The following is a 21,165-nucleotide window of genomic DNA, read 5'->3' as shown; positions in this document are numbered from 1 at the left end:
TCCCACGTGTGCAGAAAATCGGAACCGGTGATGCCCGTCGATCAGTCCCGGACCTGATCGAGCCAGTCCTCGGCGCGGGCCTCGCTGGTGCCCGCGATCTCGGCGAGGTCGCTCGCCGGGCGGTCGGCGAGGTCGGCGACGGTCTCGACGCCGGCCTCGCGGAGGCGCTCGGCGTAGGTCGGGCCGATGCCCTGGACCGTCTCGACGTCCGCCTCCACCTCGACGGCGACGTCGTCCTCGGCGCTGGCCGCGTCGTCGACGGCCCGGTTGACGGCCTCGGCGGCCGCCTGCTCGGGGTCCTCGACGTCGATGGAGACGGCGTCCGGGTCGATCGACTCGTCGGCGTCCGGGTCGCCGGCACCCGAGTTCCCGTCGTCGGCGTCGACCGCGGACCCGGCGTCGGCAGTGCCGCCGTCGGTGGGCTCCACACCGACCTCGGCGGCGTCGGTCTCGTCGCCCGCGTCGTCCTCGAGAGCGCGGCGGTTGCGCTCGGAGTACCACTCGCCGACCTCGGGCCAGAGGCTCTCGTGGGTCGAGGAGGACACCGAGAGACCGATGTGGCCCGTGGAGAACTCCCTGGTGGTGACGTCGTCGCTGCCGACGACGTCGTTGAACGGCTTGCTGGCCGCCGGCGGGACGAGGTGGTCGTACTCGCCCATCAGCTGGAGGATCGGCATGTCGACGTCGTCGAGGTCGACGCGCTCGCCGCCGATCTGGAGGACGTTCCGGTAGAGCTCGTTCTCCTGGTAGATCTTGTGCAGGAACTCCTCGTAGGCGGCGCCGGCGACGTCGACGCCCTCAGAGAGCCACTGCTCCATGCGGCCGAAGTTCTCGACGAAGTCCTCGTTCTCCAGGTTCTCGGCGAGGCGGACGTACTTGGAGACGTAGTTGTCGATCGGATCCATCAGCGCGAACCCGACGTCGAGCATCTCCGCGGGGACGTTGCCGAACGTCTCGGTGACGTCCTCGGGCTCGTAGTACTCGCTGGAGCCCCAGTCCTCCAGGACGCCGCCGGTCTGGTCGAAGCACAGCCCGGCGGCCATCAGGCCGAGGGCGTTGACCTTCTCGGGGTGGAGAGCCGCGTACATGACCGACATGGTGCCGCCCATGCAGTAGCCCAGCAGGTTGATGGCGTCCCGTCCGGAGCGCTCGCGGATCTCGTCGACGCAGTTCTCGATGTAGCGGTTGACGTAGTCGTCGAGCCCGAGGTGCTGGTCGAGCCGCGAGGGCTCGTTCCAGTCGATGAGGTACACGTCGTGGCCGGCCTCCAGCAGCCGCCGGACCACGGAGCGGTCGGGCTGGAGGTCGAGGATGTACGGCTTGTTGATCAGCGCGTACACGATGAGGATCGGGACCTCCTCCCGTTCCTCCTCGGGCACGTCGATGCCGGCGGCCTCGGCGTCGTAGTGCAGCAGCTCCAGCTTGTTCTCCTCGTAGACGACCTCGCTGGGCGTCTGGCCGACGTCGACCTCCTGCATGCGTGCGAACCGCTCGGGGGCGGCGGCGGCGGCCTCGACGCCCTCGGTCATCGACTCGAGGGTCTTGCGCTGGAGGTCCAGCGCGGCCGTGATCGGGTTGACGGGATCGGACGCCATGGTCAGTCCTCGAGCTCGTCGAGGATGCGGTCGAGCTTCCCTTCGATTTCGTGCTGGCGACGCTCCAGTTCGACGAGGCGCTCGCCGACCTCGACGACGTCGTCGCGGGTGGGGAAGCCCAGCTGGGCGACCGTCTCCTGGCTGATGTCGTCGGCCTCCTGGCGCATCTCCATCATCGCCTCGACGAGCTGGCCGTTGGCCGCGGCGAACGCGGAGGTGCCCATCACGTGCTTGAACGCCTCGTTGGCGGACTGGAGCCAGATGTCGCGGAACTCGGTGGGGTCGACCTCCTCGCCCTGAGCGGCGTCGGTCGAGCGCTCGAGGACCTGCTCGGCGGCGTCCATCCACTCCTCGTATGCGCGGTTATACCCCTGGATTCCCTCGGTCAGCTCCTCGTCCTCGGGGATGGAGTCCTCGACGGCGTCCGCCCACGACTCGACGAAGGCCGCCTGGGCCTTCATGTTCTGCTCGACGGAGTCCGAAACCGCCTCGTTCATCTGCTCGACCATCTCGATCCACTCGTTCTGGACCTGCGTTGTATCACTCATAGTGTACTCTCACGTGCGAAAAAGGAAAAGGTTCCCGGGGGTTACGCCTCGACGGCGTCGGCGGCCTGCTCCTGGACGTCGCGGACCTGCTCCTGCAGGTCGGCGACCTGGTCCTGGAGCTCCTCGAGCTGGTCGCCCCACTGCTCGGCGGCCTCGACGGACTGGGCCTCCAGCTCCTCGTGGGCCTCGACGAGCAGTTCGAGCTGCTCCTCGACGGCCGCGGCGTAGTCCTCGGTCAGCTCGTCGTAGGCCTCGACGCCCTCGACCAGCTCGGCCTCGACGTTCTCGAAGGCCTCGGCGTGGTTCTCGAGCAGGAACTCGAACTGCTCGTCGACGGCCGCGCGGACCTCCTCGACGGTCGGCGCGACGCCGGGGACGGTCGACTCGACGGCGTCCAGATAGCTGTGGACGGCCGTCTGCTGGAGTTCGACGCCGCGGCGCTGGACGGACTCCTGGCTCTCGAGGCTGTCGACGAACGCCTCGCCGACGGTCTGCTGGAACTGGACGCCCTGCTGGAGGGCGTTGCTGGACTGTTCGATCGATGCGCGCTGGAGCTCGAACGCCGTACTGACGGGGTTAGTGTAGGATGACATGGGTATCACTCGTCTCGGTTCCGCTTGACCGGGAGGACGACGGTCTGGACGATGTCGCCCTCTTCGATGTCGAGGGCCTCCCGCTCGGCGTCCGGGATCGACACCCGACCGCCGCTCTGCACTCGCGTCTTGAACGTCGCCATCTGACTCATCGCGCCCAGCTGGTTCATGTCCAGCCCGGGCATCGAGCCGCCGGCGAACAGCTGCTTCATCATCTCCTGCTGCTGTTCGATCGCTTGCTCGCTCGCTTCCTGCATGCCCCGGAACATCGCCGGAGGCCACGTCGAGCCGTCGTTCTCCTCGGTCATCGGGTACTTCCTCGTAGACCCCTCGGATACATAAGAGTTGCGCTGAATACCATCTGCTACCATTAGATACCATCTGTTACCACGAATTTCGCGTTTCAGTCCTTCGAGGGAAATTATTCGATTTCGTCGAAACCCGGAAATTCGGCAGATAGCGAACGTGACAATCGAGTTCCCGGTCCTCCCCTTCCACCACCATTTTTTAATAGGGGAAGCCCCTAACACAAGCGTCGATGAGTTCGCAATCGAACCGGAACACGCTGTTGGACGCCTGGACGGAGACATCTACCCACATGTTCAACAGTGTCGTTGCGGCCAACCGGGCAGCCTTCGCCGCACTCGGTGTCGACCCCGCCGACGCGAACGGGTCCGAACCCGCACCAGCGGAGCGCATCGAGCCCGACGAGGAGTTGGCGGAGTGGACAGTCGAGATCAGCGAGGACCACCCGGACCGGCTGGGCGTCGGCGACCGCGTCGAGTTCACCAAGCGGATCTCCGACGATGACGTCAAGCAGTTCGCCGCCGCCAGCGGCGACACCAACCCGCTGCACCTCGACGACGAGTTCGCCGAGAAGACCCGCTTCCGAGGCCGCATCGCCCACGGGACGCTCGTCGGCGGCCTGATCAGCGCCGCGCTCGCGCGACTGCCGGGGCTGACTATCTACCTCTCTCAGGACCTCGAGTTCCACAACCCCGTTCGCATCGGCGACCGGGTCACCGCCGAGGTCGAGATCGTCGAGGACCTGGGCGACGACCAGTACCGGCTGACGACCCGCGTCGTCGACGAGGACGACGTCGTGATCGACGGCGAGGCCGTCGTCCTGATCGACGACCTCCCCGAGGACGACTGACCGGGCCCCGAACGACTGACCGAGCCTAGCGGAGCGCTCGCTCGACCGCGTCCGACCGCTCGCGCGGCAGCCAGTGGCCGCAGTTCTCGACCACCTCTAGCTCGCTGTCCGGGAGCCGCTCGCGGGCCCGCTCCGACCACGAGACGGGAAAGAGCGGGTCAGCCCGCCCGTGGAGCAGCGTCGTCGGGACGTCCACCTCGCCCAGCCGGCCGAGGAAGTTCGTCCGCAACCCGTCCGGCCGGAACTCGTGGCGCTGCCAGCTCCGCAGCGTCCGCATCGTCGACGACGACACCGTCTCGGCGACGTCCGCGACTAGGTCGTCCGCCGGCGTCCCGTCGACCAGCCCGCTGAGATGCGTCCGCACGGCCGCGCGCGTCCCCATCGTCCCCAGCATCAGGTCGTCCGCGAAGGGAACCCGCAGCGCGGCGCTCATCGCGCCCCGCCAGTGGGCGTCCGCTCCCAGCCCGTAGCTGTCGACCAGCACCAGCCGCGCGGGGTCGCCCCCGTCCAGCACGTGGCCCAGCGTCACCGCGCCGCCCATCGAGGTGCCGACCAGTCCCGCGCCCTCGACGCCGAGTTCCGAGAGGAATGCCCGCAGTACGTCCACGTAGTAATCTGTCGTATACGTCCGGCGGGGCTTGTCGCTCTCGCCGTGGCCGGGGAGGTCCGGCGCGTACACGGCGTAGTCGTCGGCCAGCGACGGCAGCGCGTGGCGCCAGGAGACGGACGCCGCGTCGAGGCCGATGCCGTGACAGAAGACCAGCGGCGGCCCGTCACCGCCGGCGAGGTACCGCACGCCGACGTCGTCGCCGTCGACCGACAGCTCGACCCGCTCGGATCGGACGCCGTTCATCGGAAGCGTTTGCTCGGACCGGCTGTCACTCATTGGACGAGTTTCGGGGCCGGGCCCGGATGAGTCTTCGCTATCGCCCCCCGTCAGCTCCGTCCCCGGGGCCGTCCAGCGATTCGGCACCGGACGGCCCGTGGTCGTAGGCCCCCGCTCGCTCCAGCTTCGCCCGCTCGCGGACGACCGATGGGGTCCGGCACCGCCCGGGCTCGCCCGCCGCCTGCGGAACCGTGCAGTTGTTACAGCTCGCACAGAGGGCGTCCTCGCCCGCGAGCAGGCGCGTGCCCAGCCGCGGCTCGGCGTAGAACGGTCGCGCCATCCCCACGAGGTCCGCCGCGGCCGGCGAGGCGTCGTCGCCCAGCAGCCGCTCGCAGGTCGCCCGCTCGCGGACCCCGCCCTCGCAGAGGACCGGGACGTCGACGCGCCGCCGGACCGCCCGGCAGACGTCGGCGTTCCAGGCCGGATCGCGGTCGAACCGCAGTGCCTGGAGCCAGTTGAGCAGCCGGACGGCTCGCGCACGCAGCGGCCCGCCGAACGCCGCCGCGTAGCCGGACTGCAGCTCCGCGGCCGACCAGGCCCGCTCCGGGAACTTCCCCCGGATCACGCTCATGTCCCAGAACGTCGAGACCTCGACCGGAACGACGGCGTCGTAGCCGACCTCGGCCGCCCGCGTCGCGAGCCGGACGCCGTCGTCGAACGAAAGGTGCCTTCGAACGAAACTCGGGGCGGCCGTCTCCGCGGGCACCTTCGTGAGTAGCGGGACGTCCCCCGTGTGCTCGCGGACGGCGTCGTGGACGGCTTCGAGAAAGCGCAGACCGCCGCTGCCCGGCGGCTCGTCGGGGCCCGTCCCGAACTCGTCGTCCCGGCGGTTGTACAGCGGCGAGCAGAACTGCTGGACGATGCCCATGTTCGCGCCGGAGAGGTGGATGCCGTCGTACCCCGCGTCGACCGCGTGCCCGGCCGCCCGCCCGAACCGCTCGGCGAGGTCGTACACCTCGCCCGTGGAGAGGACGTGCGGCGAGAGGTCGATCAGCCCGGCGCGATCGAGGAGGCGCAGCTGCCACGGCGGGCGCGAGACGGCCAGCTGCTCGACCCCCGGGTTGCGCTCGCGGTGGCCCGCGTGCCAGACCTCCAGACTCCGGAGCCCGCCCTGAGCGAGCTGGACGAAGATCCGTCCGCCGCGGTCGTGGACCGCCCTGGTCAGTCGCTCCAGTTCGGCGACGAACTCGGGGTCGTGGACGCGCGTCATGTTCGGCGCGGCGCAGCCGCTCTCGGCCGTGACGACGCTGGCCCCCTGGAAGACCAGGCCAACGCCGGAGGCGGCCGTGGGCGCCAGCTCGTCGATCAGCGCGTCGACGGCGCCCTCGCCCGTCCCGGCGCACTCCAGCACCGGCGCGCGGTAGAGTCGATTGGGAACCGCGACGCCGCCGATCTCGACGGGGTCGGTGAGCGCGGCCATACCCTGCAGAGGCGCGCCGGAACCGTAAGCGTGGGGCCGACCACCACGGGCGGTCCGGACCGATCGACGACTCTCCATCGACCGCGCCCTTTTCCACTGTCGCGACGTACGATACCGTATGCCACAGACGGTCGGCTTCACGGGCGACGTGATGCTCGGCCGGACGGTCGACGAGCGCCAGCGCCGCCGGTCGGTGGACGCGGTGTGGGGCGACCTGCTGGAGCGGCTCCGCGGACTGGACGCCCTGTTCGTCAACCTGGAGTGTTGCCTCTCACAGCGGGGCCGGCAGTGGCGGCGGACCCACCGGCCCTTCCACTTCCGGGCGGACCCGGAGTGGGCCGTGCCGGCGCTGGAGCGGGCCGGCGTCGACTGGGCGAACCTGGCGAACAACCACCTGCTGGACTTCGAGGAGGTGGCGCTGGTCGACACGCTGGACGCGCTGGACGGGGCCGGCATCGCCCGCTCCGGCGCCGGCCGCGACGAGCGCGAGGCGCTGGCCCCGGCGATCGTCGCGGTGGGCGACCTCACCGTGGCGTTCGTCTCGCTGACGGACAACACACCGGAGTTCGCGGCGGGGCCGGACAGCCCCGGCGTCGCGCGGGCCGAGAGCGGCCGTGAGAGCCGCGAGGCGGTCGAGCGGTCGCTGGCCCGTGCCCGCGACGTCGACCCCGACCTGCTCGTAGCCTCGCTGCACTGGGGACCGAACATGGTGGACGAGCCCTTCGACGAGCACGAGCGATTCGGCCAGTGGCTGCTCAGGCGGGGCGTCGACCTCGTCCACGGCCACAGCGCGCACGTGTTCAAGGCCGTCGAGCCGCGCCCCGAGGGGGCGATCCTCTACGACTGCGGGGACTTCGTCGACGACTACCGGGTGGACCCGGACCTCCGCAACGACCGGAGCTTCCTGTTCGAGGTGACGGTGGGCGAGGACGGGGAGTTGCGCGAACTACGGCTGGTGCCCGTCGAGATCGGCGACTGCGCGGTCCATCGCGCAACGGGGGCCGCGGCCGAGTGGTGCCGGCGGACGATGCGCGAGCGGTCGGCGGGGTACGACGCGGCGTTCGAGCGCGACGGGGAGGCGCTCGTGGCGGCGCTGTAGGGGGGCGCGAGACGGTCCGTTTCCGGACCGCCGAAGCTGCAAAGTGGGTGGACTTTTGAGCGCCGGGTCCCTCCGGCCGGTAATGGCAGACCTACAGCTCCGGGACGACGTGCCCGCCGCCGCCGACGACGGCGTCTGGCTGGCCTGCGTCGAGTGCGGGGAGACGTTCGCGCCCTTCGAGGCGGTCCGATACACCTGCGACGACTGCGACGGCCTGCTGGAGGTCCGGTACGCCGACCTCCCGACGTGGGACGACTTCGAGGGGGAGCGCAGCGTCTGGCGCTACAGCGACGCGCTGCCGTTTGATCAGGGAGTCTCCCTCCCCGAGGGCGGCACGCCACTGCACCGCGTCCCGCGACTGGAGGAGTCGGTGGGCGTCGACGCCCTGCGGATCAAGCACGAGGGGATGAACCCGACCGGCTCGTTCAAGGACCGCGGCATGACCGTGGGCGTGCGCGTGGCCCAGGAAGTAGGGGTCGACCGGCTGGCCTGCGCGTCGACCGGGAACACCTCCGCGGCGCTGGCGGCCTACGGCGCCCGCGCGGGCCTGGAGACGCTCGTCCTGCTCCCGGCGGGGAAGGTCGCCGCTGGCAAGGTCGCCCAGGCGGCGCTGCACGGCGCGCGCATCCTCGAGGTCGACGGCAACTTCGACCGCTGCCTCGACATCGTCCAGGAGCTCGCGGGCCGCGGCGAGGCGTACCTGCTGAACTCGCTGAACCCCTTCCGCCTGGAGGGCCAGAAGACCATCGGCCTGGAGATGCTGGAGCAGTTCCGCGACGACTACGGCGAGGTCCCCGACCGCATCGTCCTGCCGGTCGGCAACGCGGGCAACACCGCGGCGCTGTACAAGTGCTTCCGCGAACTCGTGAAGGCGGGCGCGCTCGACGCCGAGGAGGTGCCGAAGCTCACCGGCGTCCAGGCCGAGGGCGCCGCGCCGATGGTCGAGGCCATCGAGGAGGGCAACGACGAGGTCCGCCGCTGGGAGGACGTCGAGACCATCGCGACGGCCATCCGCATCGGCAACCCCGTCAACGCGCCGAAGGCGCTGCCCGGCATCCGCGAGACGGGAGGCACCGCCGTCCCCGTCAGCGACGAGGCGATCACGGAGGCCCAGCGCGACCTGGCTGGCGAGGGCGTCGGCGTCGAGCCCGCCTCCGCCGCCAGCGTCGCCGGCCTGCGGAAGCTCCGCGAGCGCGGCGGGGTCGATCCGGACGAGCAGGTCGTCTGCCTGACGACGGGCCACCTGCTGAAGGACCCCGACGCGGCCGCCGCCGCCGGCTCCGACCCCGAGCCCGTTCCCGACGACGCCGACGCCGTGCTGGACCACCTGGAGGGCTGATCCGGACGGGGGTCACGTCCCGCTGCGTAACGGCCGTCTTTACGGATCGAAGGGATCGGCTACACCGGTGATTTCGACCGTCTGAGCCCGTCGTGCGTCCGTCTTGCGTCCGTCCGACGCGGCTTTTTGTGACTTCGTGACATACGTTTGATCATGTCCCCGGACACCACTCGTCGCGAGGCGGACGTTCCCGACGTCACCACCCGACGGCGTGTGCGGCCGGAGCTGTCGTACATGGCCGTCGAGCGTCGGCTCCTCTGCGAGCGAATCGTGGAGCTGGAACGGGAGCTACGGCGGGAACGCGAGCGACACGAAGACGTCGTCGAGCAGTACGAGCGGCTGTTGCGCGAGCGCGAGGCGGCGGACGACGGCGACGGCCTCCTGTCCGGACTCTTCGGAACCTGAGGCGGGGAATCGGAGCGCTACGACCGGACGAGCGACGGGCCGGTAGTCGCCACGGGATTACTAGTTCTATCGGATATGTTCCGTCGTAACTACCAGACGTCATCGCGGTCGATGGTGATTGGACCTAATCATTTTGCCCCATAGCCTATCTCCCAGTGCGAGACAGTTCCGGGTGCGATGACCAGAACACTGGCGAGTATCGCGATAGCTGCGGCGCTCGTGCTGGCAGGCGCGCTGCCGGCCACCGGCGCCGCGATGGGGGCACAGCAGTCGGAGGGGCACGCGGGCGGGCACGTCTCCTTCGAGACGTCGAGCAACGCCGTCGTCGACTACGGCGTCGGAGGCGAGACGGTGCTGGAGTCGGTCGCGGTCGATTCCCAGAGCGCCGTCGAGAGCGACGCCGGCGTCGGGCTCGACGCCGGCCTCTCCGCGATGAGCGACATCGCGGGCGCGGCGCTGTCGCTCAGCGCCCGGACCGAGACCAGCGCGACCGTGACCGCCGACAGCGGTGCCGAACTCACGGCCCACGACAACCCGCGCGGGATCCTCGTGGTCTCGGCGGGCAACGAGTCCCAGTACGTCACGGCCAACGTCTCCAGCGGTGCCGAGACCAGCGCCGAGAGCGACGAGCGCGTCGTCGTCACCCACGAGGACGGCCGCGACGGCGCCTTCCTCGTCGTCGGGAACGGCTCGGTCGCCGTCGACGACGGCGGCAACGTCAGCGCGAGCCTCGGCGAGGACGCCAAACTCGTCTTCCGCTCCTACGAGGGCGAGCGCGCCGAGGACGACGAACAGCAGGAGCGGATGATCGCCAACGGCACTGCAACCGCCGAGGCCTACGTGACCCAGTCCGGCGAGGACGGGTCCGCGCTCGCGGCCGACGCCGTCGAGTACGGCAACGACACGCGCGTCGACGTGACCGGCTACGGCGAGGGCGCGGTGAACATGACGGTCGAGCGCACCCAACACGAGGGGCGCGTGATCATCACGACGGTCTCCGAGCAGGCTCTCGACGCCTCGGAGAACCTCTCGGTCCGCGTCGACGGCGAGGCCACCGCCCAGGCCTCCTCGACCAGCGAACTGCGGGGCGGCCTCGACGAGGGCAACCAGTCGCGGTACCTCGTCCGCCAGGGCGCCAGCGCCGACGCCCGGGCCGACGTGCTCGTGGCCGTGAACCACTTCTCCGAGCGGCAGATCACGATGACGAACGAGTCGGAGACGACGGAGAACGGCACGGAGACGGCGACGGCCGACGACAGCGAGGAGTCCACGGAGGGCGACGACGCTGAAACGACCGCCGACGAGTCGACGCCCGAGCCGTCGCCGACCGCCGGCGACGGTCCCGGCTTCGGCGCCGTCGCCGCGCTGGTCGCGGCCGGCCTGCTCGGGCTGGCTGCGACGCGGCGGGCGTAATCGCCGACGCCGCCGTTCCGTTTCGCTGATCCGTACCGAAATCGATGCCGTTTTTGGCCGCTCAGCACTGACTGAGCAGCCGCTTTTCGTCGGACGCGGTCGCGACGTCGAGAAGCCGATCCTCTGGTCGCTACGCCGAAGGACCCGGTGAGTTCGGGTCCCGTGTCGGGACGGTCGCTACTCGCCGTTGTCCAGCGAGATGTACTTCGTCTCGATGATGCGCGCGTCCTCGTGGAGCTCGTCGAGCACGTCGTCGGTGACGGGGTCGTCGAGGTTGTAGACGGTCAGGGCCTCGCCGCCGATGGTCTCGCGGGCGTTGAACATCCCGGCGATGTTGACGTCGTGCTCGCCGAGGACGGTCCCGATGAAGCCGATGACGCCGGGGGCGTCCTCGTTGCGCGCGACGAGCATGTGGCCGTGGGGGATGGCGTCGACGCGGTAGCCGTCGATGCGGACGATGCGCGGGTCGTCGCCGGCGAACTGCGTGCCGGAGACGCTGATCGAGTCCTCGCCGTCGGAGACGGTGACGGTGATCAGGCTCTGGAAGTCCTCGGAGGTGCTCGTCTTGGACTCGGTGACGTCGATACCGCGCTCCTCGGCGATGCGCTCGGCGTTGACGGCGTTGATCGAGCTCTCCAGGGGCTCGAAGACGCCCTTCAGCGCCGTGGCGGTGACGATGTCGACGTCCTCGTCGGCGATGTCGCCGGCGTAGGTGACCTCGACGGACTCGACGCGGCCGTCGAAAAGCTGGACCGCGATCTCGCCGGCGGTGTCGGCCAGTTCGAGGTACGGCTGGATGACGGGGAACGCGGCCTCGTCCATCGACGGGGCGTTCAGCGCGTTGACGACGGGCTCGTCGTTGAACGCCGCGACGACCTGGTCGGCCGTGGAGGTGGCGACGTTCTCCTGAGCGGCCTCCGTCGAAGCGCCGAGGTGGGGCGTGACGACGACGTCGTCGACGGAAAGCAGCGGGTTGTCGGGATCGACGGGCTCGTCGGCGAAGACGTCGACCGCGGCGCCCTTGAGGATCCCGTCCTCGACGGCCGCCGCGAGGGCGGGCTCGTCGACGATGCCGCCGCGGGCGCAGTTGATCACGTAGCCGCCCTCGAGCTGGGCCAGCTCCTCCTCGCCGATCATGTTCTCCGTCTCGTCGGTCAGCGGCGTGTGGACGGTGATGAAGTCGGAGCGCTTCAGGAGCTCGTCGAGCTCGTCGACGAGTTCGGCGCCGAGCCGCTCGGCGCGCTCCTCGCTGATGTAGGGGTCGAACGTGACCAGGTCCATCCCCAGTGGGTCGAGCCGCTTGGCGACCTCCTGGCCAACGCGGCCGAAGCCGACGACGCCCAGGGTCTTGTTGTTGACCTCGGTGCCGAGGAAGTCGCCCTTGGCCCACTCGCCGTCGCGCAGGCGCTGGTGGGCCTGCGGGATGGAGCGGGCCGTGGCGAACGCCATCGCGACGGAGTGCTCCGCCGCGGCGCGGACGTTGCCCTCCGGCGCGTTGGCCACGATAACGCCGTGGTCGGTCGCGGCCTCGATGTCGATGTTGTCAACGCCGATGCCGGCGCGCCCGACGATGATCAGCTCGGGCGCGGCCTCGAACACCGCCTCGGTGACCTCCGTCCCCGAGCGGACGATCATGGCGTTGGCGTCGGACACTGCGTCCAGCAGTTCGTCGCCCTCGACGTCGTAGGCGGTCTCGACCTCGTGGCCCGCCTCGCGCAGCCGTTCCAGACCCGCGTCCGCGATCGGGTCCGTCACGAGTACCTTCATATGCGTCCGATTTCGGCCGGTCGGCATAACGCTTGTTTTTTCGGTGCCGTGACAGGGGCGAACCGCCCGCGCAGCGGCGTCGTTCCCCGCGGATTCGATCGACGGCAACCGATCTGCTCCGAGCACGACTGCGCGTGCAGTTCGACGACAGTTCGCTTCTGATCGTGAACGAATTTCGATCAAATCGCTCGTATCGTGAAAGTCGTAACTACGGGAGTGACGGGCAGCGCGCCGAGAGGCGATCGCCGGCACGCTGGGACTATCGGTGCTCGCGGCCGCGTTCGCAGCGACTCACGAGCGTCGGAACCGGAAGAAGGGGCCCGCGGCTATCGCCACGCCGGCAGGGAGGCGGCCTCCGCGAGCGGCAGCGTGATATAGGCGTCGTCGGTGGTTACGTCGGCGAGTACGTAGGTGTCCGTCTCGCCGTTCTCGACGGATGCCATGACTTCTGCGTCCGCTGCCACCTCCGCGTGAGCGACCGTGTCGGGCGCCATGTGTGACAACATGTATCAATAACATATAAACATGCCGGAACCGGCGGACAACACGGGAATACGTATAGGTCATCTAACGTATCTTCGACGGTGGTCGTCAGCATAGTTAACATTCTACCACTGCGTACGCGCCGCACAACGGGACAGGGATCGAAAATAAGTGGTTCGCACGTACGGGCGCGAGCAGGTCTTGAACGCGCGCCCGCGCAGTCGACGGCGTCAGGACGGACCAGTCGCGGTCCCGGAGAACGCCGCCGCTTGAACCGCGCGGTGTGGGAAGGTTAGGCCTTAGTACGTGGGGGGCGGAACGCGGTGTATGAACGTCGCAGACGCTATGACGCCGCGCTCGGAGGTCGTTACCGTCGAGGTTCCGGGCACGCGCGACGACGTGCTGGAGTACCTCCAGGAGCGGCGGTTCTCTTCCGTCCCCGTCATCAAGAACGGCGAGGACGGCGAGGAGTTCCGCGGGCTCGTCACGCGGGAGTCGCTCATCGATCGACCGGACGAGGACCAGCTGGCCATGCTGGCCGAGGAAGTCCCGACGACGACGGGCGACACCGATATCGGGGAGCTGGCCGCCATGATGATCGAGGAGGGCGCCCGCCGGGTCCCGGTCGTCGACGGCCAGCTGGAGGGCATCGTCACCGTGACCGACGTCGTCCGGGCCATCGCGACCGGCGAGGTCGACGGCGACCAGACGGTCGACGGGCTGGCCCGGCGCGACGTCAACTGCGTCTACGCCGAGGCGCCCCTGCCGGTCGCCGAGCAAGAGCTCCACCACGCGAAGGTGCCCTACGCCGTCGTCCTCGACGAGGAGGGCGACGTCGACGGGATGCTCACCGAGGTCGACGTCATCGACGTGGCCCGCGTCGTAGAGGGCGAGGCCGAGACCGGCGACTCGATGGCCGGCGACGACGACGACTGGAAGTGGGAGTCGATCAAGGGCGTCGGCAGCCGGTACATGCCCACGCGGAACGTCGAGCTCCCGAGCGGCCCCGTTCGGGAGTTCATGACGGCCGATCTGGTCACCGCCAGCGAGAGCCAGACGGCGCAGGAGGTCGCCCGGGTCATGATCGAGGAGGACATCGAACAGGTGCCGCTGCTGTCGGGCGATCAGCTCGTCGGCATCGTGCGCGACGTCGACCTGCTGGAGGGGCTATGAGCGCGGAGGACGTCGTCGAACTGGCCAAGCGCCGCGGCTTCTTCCTGCAGGCTGCGGGCGCCTACGGCGGCGTGTCGGGCTTCTACACCTTCGGCCCGCAGGGTGCCGCCCTCAAGCAGAACCTCGAGGACTCGTGGCGGGACCGCTTCACCATCCGCGAGGGCAACATGGAGGTCGACTCCCCCACCGTGATGCCAGAGCCCGTCTTCGAGGCCTCCGGTCACCTCGACGGCTTCGATGACATGCTCGTGGAGTGCCCCGAGTGCGGCGAGAGCCACCGGGCGGATCACATCGTCGAGGACAACACCGACATCGAGGAGGCCGAGTCGATGCCCATCGCCGACGTCGAGGAGGTCATCGCCGAGTACGAACTCGTCTGTCCGACCTGCGGCGCCGGCCTCGCCGGCCAGGCGATCGAGGACTTCAACCTCATGTTCGAGACGAACATCGGTCCCGGCACCTCCCAGCCGGGCTACCTCCGGCCGGAGACCGCCCAGGGCATCTTCGTCGAGTTCCCGCAACTGGCCGAGTACGCGCGCAACCAGCTCCCCTTCGGCGTCACCCAGATCGGCCGGGCCTACCGCAACGAGATCTCCCCGCGCAAGTCGCTGCTGCGCGTCCGGGAGTTCACTCAGGCCGAGCTCGAGCTGTTCATCGATCCCGAGGAAGACGAACCTGACATGGAGTCCGTGGCGGACGTGACCGCGCCGTTCTACCCCGCCACCGAGCAGGAGGCCGAGGACGGCGAGCCCTTCGAGGCGACGATCGGCGAGGTCGTCGAGGAGGGCGTCGTCGGCAAGCCCTGGGTCGCCTACTACCTCGGCGTCGCCAAGCAGTGGTACGAGTCCATCGGCGTCGACATGGACCGCTTTCGCTTCCGTCAGCACCTCGGCGGCGAACTGGCCCACTACGCCGCGGACTGCTGGGACGCCGAGGCCGAAGTCGACGGGGACTGGATCGAACTGGGCGGGTTCGCCTACCGCTCGGACTACGACCTCTCGAAGCACCACGACCACTCCGACGAGGAGTTCACCATCTTCAAGCAGTACGACGAGCCCGTCACCGTCGAGCGGCCCACCGTCGATCCCGACATGTCGGTGCTGGGGCCGGAGTTCGGCGGCGACGCGGCCGACGTGGCCGACGCGCTGGAGGCCCTCGCCGAGCGCAACCCGGACGCCTTCCGCAATGCCGGCGAGAACGGGACGGTCACCGTCGAGGTCGACGGCGAGTCCTACGACGTGCCCGTCGACGCGGCGAACTTCGCCGTCGAGGAGGTCACCGAGTCCGGCGAGCACGTCCTCCCCCACGTCGTCGAGCCCTCGCTGGGCATCGACCGGGCGCTGTACACCGTCCTCGATCACTCCTATCGGACGGACGAGGTCGACGGCGAGGAGCGGACCTACCTCGACCTGCCCGCCGAGGTGGCCCCCACGACCGTCGGCGTCTTCCCGCTGATGGACCGCGACGGGCTGGGCGAGCAGGCGCAGGCGGTGGCCGCTGACCTCCGTGAAGCCGGCCTGTCGGTCAGCTACGACGACTCGGGTGCCATCGGCCGGCGCTACCGCCGCCAGGACGAGGTCGGCACGCCGTTCTGCGTCACCGTCGACTACACCACCATCGGCGAGGCCCGAGACGACGAGGAGGGCGAGCCCGGCACCGTGACCGTCCGCGAGCGGGACACCACCGCCCAGGCGCGGGTCCCCGTCGAGGACCTGGCCGAGACGCTGGTCGCGCTCCGGGACGGCGAGCTGTCCTTCGAGGACGTCTGAGGCGAGACATCGGCATGCGAGACGAAGTCGCCCGGCGGCTGGTCCACGCGAGCACGACGGCGGTGCCGCTGTCGTACCTGCTCGTCGAGGAGATCACCTGGCCGGTCCTGCAGGCGCTGCTGGCCGCGGCCCTGATCGCCGGCCTCGCGCTGGAGGCGATCCGCCTGCTCGTCGGCCTCGACTGGCGCATCTTCGATCGGCTCACCCGCGAGTACGAGGAGGACAACCTCGCTGGCTACTTCCTGGGCGCCGTCGGGATGGCCGTCGTCGTCTTCGCCTTCCCGCCGCCGCCGCAGGTCGCCGTGCCCGCCATGCTCATGCTGACGATCGCCGACCCCGTGTCCGGCCTGCTGAGCTCCGGCCAGCTCAAGACCGCCAAGGAGGGGTACGTCCTGCTGGCGACGTTCGGCGTCGCGACGCTGCTTGCCGCGCCCTTTGTCCCGCCGGTGGCGGCCGTGCTCGGCGGGGCCGCAGCCACCGTCGCCGACGGCGTCAAGCCCGTGATCCGCGGCTACGTCATCGACGACAACCTCACCATCCCCATCAGCGCCGCCGTCGTCATGTACGCCGCCCTGACGTATCTACCGGCCAGTCTGCTCTAAGAGGCGGCGAGGGACCGACTTGCCCTGGCAAGCCCGCCGTTCAATCGCCCGGCGGGAGTACCACGAGTATGGTCGAAGCGTCCGATCTGGACAGGTACGTGGACGAGACCGTCCGCTCCGGCGGGAAGCCCCTGGGAACCGTCGTCGACGTCGACCGGGAGGCGGGGGAGTTCGTGCTGGAACCGTCGCCGGAGGTCGACGAGAACACCTGGGAAGCGCTGGGCTGGAACGCCGACCTCGACTACGAGGACGACTGGGAGCGGGTGGACTACGAGCGCTGGCAGTCCGGCGACGAGGAGGTCCACTTCGACCTCGACTGGTGGCCGTACACGCTCGACGCCACCCACGTCGAGGAGGCCGACGACGGCGAGTTGCAGTTCGTGGACTGACTGGCGTCGGCTGGGTGACGCGGGCGCGGGTTCCGCGTCTCAGGACCGCTCGAACAGCGGCACCAGCGTGCCGGTGACGCTGTCGGCCTCCTGGATGAGCACCGTCCCGACGACGCTCATCGCGAGGACGTAGCCGACGGCGAAGGCCGGCACGACCTCGGCGAGCGTGCCGCCGGCGCTGGTCGCCAGCGCGGCGATGACCAGCGAGAACTCCCCGCGGGGCACCAGTCCGATCCCGGTCCGCAGCGACCGCGTCGGACTCAGGCCGTAGATCCGGCCGCCGATCGTCCCGCTGACCAGCTTCGAGAGGGTCGTCGCGACCACGGCGACGCCCAGAAGCAGCGCCACGTCCGAGAGCAGCGTCACGTCCGTCTCCAGGCCGATCGAGAGGAAGAAGACGGCGGCGAAGAAGTCCCGGACCGGCGCGACGAGGTCCTCGATCTTCTCGACGTGGCCGGTCTGGCTGAACGCCGTCCCGACGAAGAAGGCGGCGACGGCCTCGCTGACGCCGGTCGCCAGCGCCGCGCCCGCGATCAGCGTCGTCGTCCCGACCACGCTCAGCAGGAACAGCTCGTCGGTCGGCAGGTCGAAGGCCCGCTCGACGTATTCGGTGGCGTACCAGGCGACGGCGGCGATGGCGCCGAGGACCGCGAACGCGCGGGCCACGTCGACGGCGACCGCGGAAGGCTCGCCCGCGCCGCCGACGACGGCGGTCAGGACCGCGAGGTACACCGCGATCAGGACGTCCTCGTACACCAGCGTCCCGAGGATGGAGTCTGCCTCCGGGTTGGCGACCCACCCCTGCTCGATCAGGGACTTCGTGACGATGGCGCTGGAGGAGATGTAGACGACGCCCGCAATGAACACGGTTTCCAGCGGCGTCCGGCCGAAGGCGATCCCCAGCGCGACGCCGAGCCCGAAGTTGATCAGGAAGTCGACGGTCCCGGTGGCGGTGATCCGCCGCCAGTCCGTGAGCAGCTGGCCGACGCTGAACTCCAGCCCGAGGAAGAACAGGAGCAGGACGATCCCGATCTCGGCGGCGATGGCGACGAACTCGCCCGTCGGGACGATCTGCAGGGAGACGCCGGCCACTGAGGTCGGCGGGTTCGGCCCGACGAGGATCCCGGCGACGATATAGGCGGGGATCACCGACAGCCCGACGCGGAGTGCGACCATCCCCGCGAGCGCGAGGACGGCGATCGCGACGCCCACCTCCAGCAGGCCAGCGGCCATTACTCGCCCAGGAAGTCGGAGAGCGCCTGCTGCTCTTCGCGGGTGCCGATGGCCACGACGGTGTCTTGGACCTCGATCCGCGTCCCTGGTCGGGGGTTAGGGATAGTCTCATCGCCGCGCTGGATGGCGATCACCGAGACGCCGATCCGGTCCCGCAGATCCGCCTGCTTCAGGGTCTGCCCGGCGAGCTCCGAGTCGCCGACCTCGTACCACTCGATGATGGCGTCGCCCAGCGGCACCTCCACCTCGTCGAGTTCGACGGGCTGGAAGTACGCGCCCTCCAGGATCGACCCCAGCTGGCGGGCCTGCTTGCCCGTCAGGGAGAACAACTGCTCGCTGTCGGCGTCGGGGTCCGGCCGTCGGTAGACGTCCCGCTTCCCGTCGTGGTGGATGATGACGACGAGGCGCTCGTCGCCGTCGAGGTCCATCTCGAACTTGTGGCCCACGCCCGGGACCTCCGTCTCGTAGATGGTCATGGCGCGTTCCTACGGTCGCTGGCCCTTAAGCCCCGGCGGCTTTCCGAGGCGCGTCGGTGGAGCAACGCGCTGGTCGTTCCGCACCACTTTCACCGCGCTACGCGAACCCTTAACCTCGCCGAGGGCGAACCGCTCGGCAGATGGCCCAGTCCGACGCCGAGGGCGAGGAGGACGGCGCGTACGTCGATCAGCCGCTCGTGACGCCGGGGCTGCTGGAGGAGCGCAGTTACCAGCGGCAACTGGCGGACACGGCCCTGCGCGACCACACGCTCGTCTGCCTGCCGACCGGACTGGGGAAGACCACCGTCTCGCTGCTGGTGACCGCCGAGCGGATTCAAGATGCGGCCTGGAAGTCCCTCCTGCTGGCGCCGACCAAGCCGCTCGTCAACCAGCACGCCGAGTTCTACCGCGAGGCCCTGCAGGTGCCCGACGACGAGATCGTCGTGTTCACCGGCGAGGTCCGGCCCGACGACCGGGCGGAGCTATGGGAGGACGCCCGCGTCGTCATCGCCACGCCGCAGGTCGTCGAGAACGACCTCGTCGGCAACCGGATCGACCTCTCGAACGTGACCCACTGCACCTTCGACGAGTGCCACCGCGCCACCGGCGACTACGCCTACAACTACATCGCCGAGCGCTATCACGCCGAGGCCGACGACCCGCTGGTGACGGGGATGTCGGCCTCGCCGGGCGGCGACGAGGAGGGCATCCTGGAGGTCTGTGCCAACCTCGGGCTCCGCGAGGTCGCGGTGATGACCGAGGACGACGCCGACGTCGCGGAGTTCACCCACGACACCGACGTCCAGTGGGAGCGCGTCGAACTGCCCGAGACGGTCGAGGAGATCCGCGACGCCCTCAACGACGTCGTCACGGAGCGCCTGACGAAGCTCAAGCAACTGGGCGTGACGTCCTCGACCACGCCCGACGTCTCCGAGAAGGAGATCCAGCGCATCCAGGGCCGACTGCGGGAGCTGATGGACAACGACCAGTCGGAGGGGTACAAGGGGATGAGCCTGCTGGCCGAGGTTCGGAAGCTCCGGACCGCCGTCACCTACGCCGAGACCCAGAGCGTCGAGGCGCTGCGACGGTACTTCGAGCGACAGCAGGAGGCCGCCCGGTCGTCCGGGGCCTCGAAGGCCGATCAGCGGCTGGTCTCCGATCCCTCGGTCAAGGAGGCGATGCGCCGGGCCGAGGAGTACGACGACCTCCACCCGAAGTTCCGCCGGACGCGCATGCTGCTGGCCGAGACGCTCGGCATCGAGAACGGCGAGCGCGTCATCGTCTTCACCGAGTCCCGGGACACCGCCGAGACGCTGACTGACTTCCTCGCAGAGCACTTCGAGACCCGGAAGTTCGTCGGCCAGAGCGACACCGATGGCAGCGAGGGGATGACCCAGAAAGAGCAACAGGAGACGCTGGACCGCTTCCGGGCCGGCGAGTTCGAGGTGCTCGTCTCGACCTCCGTCGCCGAAGAGGGACTGGACGTCCCCGAGGTGGACCTCGTCCTCTTCTACGAGCCCGTTCCCACTGCGATCCGGTCCATCCAGCGGAAGGGGCGGACCGGCCGCCAGACCGAGGGCCGCGTGGTCGTCCTGTTGGCCGAGGACACCCGCGACGAGGCCTACTTCTGGAAGTCCCGACAGGACGAGAAGCGCATGGAGGACGAGTTGCGTTCGCTGAAGTCCATGGCCGGCGACATCGAGGCCCGGCTCCAGCAGGCCGATCTCGAGGACTACGCCGGCGAGCCGATCCAGCCCGCCGATCCGCCGGGCGGAACCGACCGCGGTGAGGGCGGAAACGACGGCGGCGAGAGCGACGACGACGGCGAGAGCACGAGCGATGCCGAGACGGCGACGAGCGCTCAGACCGCGGGTGCCACCGCAGACGGGGGATCCAGCGGCGGGGGATCCAGCGACGGCCAGGCCGGCCTGGACGCCTTCGCCGGCGACGACGCGGACGATTCGTCGGCCGGTTCGACCGGAAACGAAGGGGGTGAAGGAGACGGTGATGGAGACAGCAGCGCCGACGACGGCGTCACCCCGGAACCCCACGCCGAGGGCGAGGCCGTCGAGATCGTCGCCGACCAGCGGGAACTGGACTCGACCATCGCGCGGGACCTCTCGACGCGCGAGGGCACCGAGACTCGACTCGAAACGCTGGCCGTCGGCGACTACGTCCTCTCGGACCGCGTGGCTGTCGAGCGCAAGACCGTCGAGGACTTCCTCGACACGCTCACCGGCGGCGACCGGTCGATGTTCGAGCAGGTCGGCGACGCCGCCCGCCATTACGCCCGGCCGGTCGTGGTGATCGAGGGCGAGGACCTCTACGGCGCGCGCAACGTCCACCACAAGGCCATCCAGGGCGCGCTCGCGTCGCTGACCGTCGACTTCGGCGCGAGCGTCCTCCGGACGAACGGCGAGGACGAGACCGCCGACCTCCTGGAGACCGTCGCCACGCGCGAGCAGGAGGAGTCGGACCGCGAGGTGAGCGTCCACGGCGAGAAGCAGTCCAAGACGCTGACCGAGCAACAGGAGTACGTCGTCGCCAGCGTCGCCGAGGTCGGTCCCGTCACCGCGCGGACGCTGCTGGAGCACTTCGGCAGCGTCGAGGCGGTCATGACCGCCGGCGAGGAGGACCTGCTCGAGGTCGAGGGCATCGGCGATGTCACCGCCGAGCGGATCCGTGAGGTCGTCGGCAGCGAGTACGATAGCTGACCGCACTCCGGGACCGCTCTCCCCCTTCGTTTCCGGTGCGCTCGATTCCCGTCCCCCGGTGACCCGTCGTTTCCAGCACTCGGTCCCCGGAAACCCGGACTTGCG

General features: G+C 69.6%; 20 protein-coding genes. 10 read left to right on the top strand and 10 right to left on the bottom strand.

The window, feature by feature from the left end:
• Positions 1 to 41: 41 nt before the first annotated feature.
• From phaC to LCY71_RS08070, 4 genes are read right to left on the bottom strand one after another with little or no spacing between them, the layout of a single operon-like run.
• The gene (gene phaC, locus LCY71_RS08085) at positions 42 to 1,595 is read right to left on the bottom strand and encodes a class III poly(R)-hydroxyalkanoic acid synthase subunit PhaC (protein ID WP_225335851.1); all 1,554 of its coding nucleotides are present in this window, start codon (positions 1,593 to 1,595) and stop codon (positions 42 to 44) included.
• A gap of 2 nt (positions 1,596 to 1,597) precedes the next feature.
• The gene (locus LCY71_RS08080) at positions 1,598 to 2,143 is read right to left on the bottom strand and encodes a poly(R)-hydroxyalkanoic acid synthase subunit PhaE (RefSeq protein ID WP_225335850.1); all 546 of its coding nucleotides are present in this window, start codon (positions 2,141 to 2,143) and stop codon (positions 1,598 to 1,600) included.
• Positions 2,144 to 2,184: 41 nt separating this feature from the next.
• Positions 2,185 to 2,736 (bottom strand): hypothetical protein, encoded by a 552-nt coding sequence (locus LCY71_RS08075; protein WP_225335849.1) that lies wholly within the window; start codon positions 2,734 to 2,736, stop codon positions 2,185 to 2,187.
• A gap of 5 nt (positions 2,737 to 2,741) precedes the next feature.
• On the bottom strand, positions 2,742 to 3,044 hold the full coding sequence (locus LCY71_RS08070) for an AbrB/MazE/SpoVT family DNA-binding domain-containing protein (protein WP_225335848.1): 303 nt from the start codon (positions 3,042 to 3,044) through the stop codon (positions 2,742 to 2,744).
• 290 nt (positions 3,045 to 3,334) lie between these two features.
• Between LCY71_RS08070 and LCY71_RS08065 the strand changes: the two genes are divergently transcribed.
• Positions 3,335 to 3,892, top strand: coding sequence for a MaoC family dehydratase (locus LCY71_RS08065; RefSeq protein WP_225335892.1), 558 nt, complete (start codon positions 3,335 to 3,337; stop codon positions 3,890 to 3,892).
• A 25-nt stretch (positions 3,893 to 3,917) separates the two neighbouring features.
• Here the strand turns inward: LCY71_RS08065 and LCY71_RS08060 are convergent, their stop codons facing one another.
• Complete coding sequence (locus LCY71_RS08060) at positions 3,918 to 4,778, bottom strand: alpha/beta fold hydrolase (protein ID WP_225335847.1); 861 nt, start codon at positions 4,776 to 4,778, stop codon at positions 3,918 to 3,920.
• A 37-nt stretch (positions 4,779 to 4,815) separates the two neighbouring features.
• Positions 4,816 to 6,198, bottom strand: a complete 1,383-nt coding sequence (locus tag LCY71_RS08055) for an oxidoreductase (RefSeq protein ID WP_225335846.1) — start codon at positions 6,196 to 6,198, stop codon at positions 4,816 to 4,818.
• A 118-nt stretch (positions 6,199 to 6,316) separates the two neighbouring features.
• Between LCY71_RS08055 and LCY71_RS08050 the strand changes: the two genes are divergently transcribed.
• The 4 genes from LCY71_RS08050 (at position 6,317) to LCY71_RS08035 (ending at position 10,454) form a co-directional block, all read left to right on the top strand.
• Positions 6,317 to 7,297: a CapA family protein gene (locus LCY71_RS08050; RefSeq protein ID WP_225335845.1), complete on the top strand. Its 981-nt coding sequence runs from the start codon at positions 6,317 to 6,319 to the stop codon at positions 7,295 to 7,297.
• A gap of 82 nt (positions 7,298 to 7,379) precedes the next feature.
• Positions 7,380 to 8,636, top strand: coding sequence for a threonine synthase (thrC, locus tag LCY71_RS08045; protein WP_225335844.1), 1,257 nt, complete (start codon positions 7,380 to 7,382; stop codon positions 8,634 to 8,636).
• A gap of 153 nt (positions 8,637 to 8,789) precedes the next feature.
• Positions 8,790 to 9,041, top strand: coding sequence for a hypothetical protein (locus tag LCY71_RS08040; protein ID WP_225335843.1), 252 nt, complete (start codon positions 8,790 to 8,792; stop codon positions 9,039 to 9,041).
• A gap of 177 nt (positions 9,042 to 9,218) precedes the next feature.
• Positions 9,219 to 10,454: a hypothetical protein gene (locus LCY71_RS08035; RefSeq protein WP_225335842.1), complete on the top strand. Its 1,236-nt coding sequence runs from the start codon at positions 9,219 to 9,221 to the stop codon at positions 10,452 to 10,454.
• A 177-nt stretch (positions 10,455 to 10,631) separates the two neighbouring features.
• Here the strand turns inward: LCY71_RS08035 and serA are convergent, their stop codons facing one another.
• The gene (serA, locus tag LCY71_RS08030; protein ID WP_225335841.1) at positions 10,632 to 12,221 is read right to left on the bottom strand and encodes a phosphoglycerate dehydrogenase; all 1,590 of its coding nucleotides are present in this window, start codon (positions 12,219 to 12,221) and stop codon (positions 10,632 to 10,634) included.
• A gap of 326 nt (positions 12,222 to 12,547) precedes the next feature.
• The gene (locus LCY71_RS08025; protein ID WP_225335840.1) at positions 12,548 to 12,715 is read right to left on the bottom strand and encodes a DUF7556 family protein; all 168 of its coding nucleotides are present in this window, start codon (positions 12,713 to 12,715) and stop codon (positions 12,548 to 12,550) included.
• A gap of 316 nt (positions 12,716 to 13,031) precedes the next feature.
• Here LCY71_RS08025 and LCY71_RS08020 point away from each other — a divergent pair, with 316 nt between their 5' ends.
• The 4 genes from LCY71_RS08020 to LCY71_RS08005 all read left to right on the top strand — a co-directional run bounded on the left by LCY71_RS08020 (position 13,032) and on the right by LCY71_RS08005 (position 16,637).
• Positions 13,032 to 13,877, top strand: a complete 846-nt coding sequence (locus LCY71_RS08020; protein WP_225335839.1) for a CBS domain-containing protein — start codon at positions 13,032 to 13,034, stop codon at positions 13,875 to 13,877.
• Entirely contained in the window at positions 13,874 to 15,646 is a 1,773-nt protein-coding gene (gene glyS, locus LCY71_RS08015; protein ID WP_225335838.1) for a glycine--tRNA ligase, read from the top strand. The genes LCY71_RS08020 and glyS overlap by 4 nt, the downstream gene beginning before the upstream one ends.
• Positions 15,647 to 15,660: 14 nt before the next feature.
• Entirely contained in the window at positions 15,661 to 16,248 is a 588-nt protein-coding gene (locus LCY71_RS08010; RefSeq protein ID WP_225335837.1) for a dolichol kinase, read from the top strand.
• A 68-nt stretch (positions 16,249 to 16,316) separates the two neighbouring features.
• The gene (locus LCY71_RS08005) at positions 16,317 to 16,637 is read left to right on the top strand and encodes a hypothetical protein (protein ID WP_225335836.1); all 321 of its coding nucleotides are present in this window, start codon (positions 16,317 to 16,319) and stop codon (positions 16,635 to 16,637) included.
• Positions 16,638 to 16,676: 39 nt separating this feature from the next.
• Here LCY71_RS08005 and LCY71_RS08000 read toward each other — a convergent pair whose 3' ends face one another.
• Both LCY71_RS08000 and LCY71_RS07995 read right to left on the bottom strand, forming a co-directional pair.
• Positions 16,677 to 17,870 carry a cation:proton antiporter gene (locus LCY71_RS08000; RefSeq protein ID WP_225335835.1) on the bottom strand — a complete coding sequence of 398 codons (1,194 nt, stop codon included), beginning with the start codon at positions 17,868 to 17,870 and terminating at the stop codon, positions 16,677 to 16,679.
• On the bottom strand, positions 17,870 to 18,346 hold the full coding sequence (locus LCY71_RS07995; RefSeq protein WP_225335834.1) for a cation:proton antiporter regulatory subunit: 477 nt from the start codon (positions 18,344 to 18,346) through the stop codon (positions 17,870 to 17,872). The genes LCY71_RS08000 and LCY71_RS07995 overlap by 1 nt, the downstream gene beginning before the upstream one ends.
• Before the next feature lie 140 nt (positions 18,347 to 18,486).
• Here LCY71_RS07995 and LCY71_RS07990 point away from each other — a divergent pair, with 140 nt between their 5' ends.
• A complete protein-coding gene (locus LCY71_RS07990) occupies positions 18,487 to 21,060 on the top strand; it encodes a DEAD/DEAH box helicase (protein ID WP_225335833.1) in 2,574 nt (857 codons plus the stop codon).
• Positions 21,061 to 21,165: the final 105 nt, after the last annotated feature.

This window comes from Halomicrobium urmianum, assembly GCF_020217425.1.
GTDB lineage: Archaea > Halobacteriota > Halobacteria > Halobacteriales > Haloarculaceae > Halomicrobium > Halomicrobium urmianum.
The sequence above is the reverse complement of the archived record's forward strand: the minus strand, read 5'-3'. Positions and strand labels throughout refer to the sequence as shown.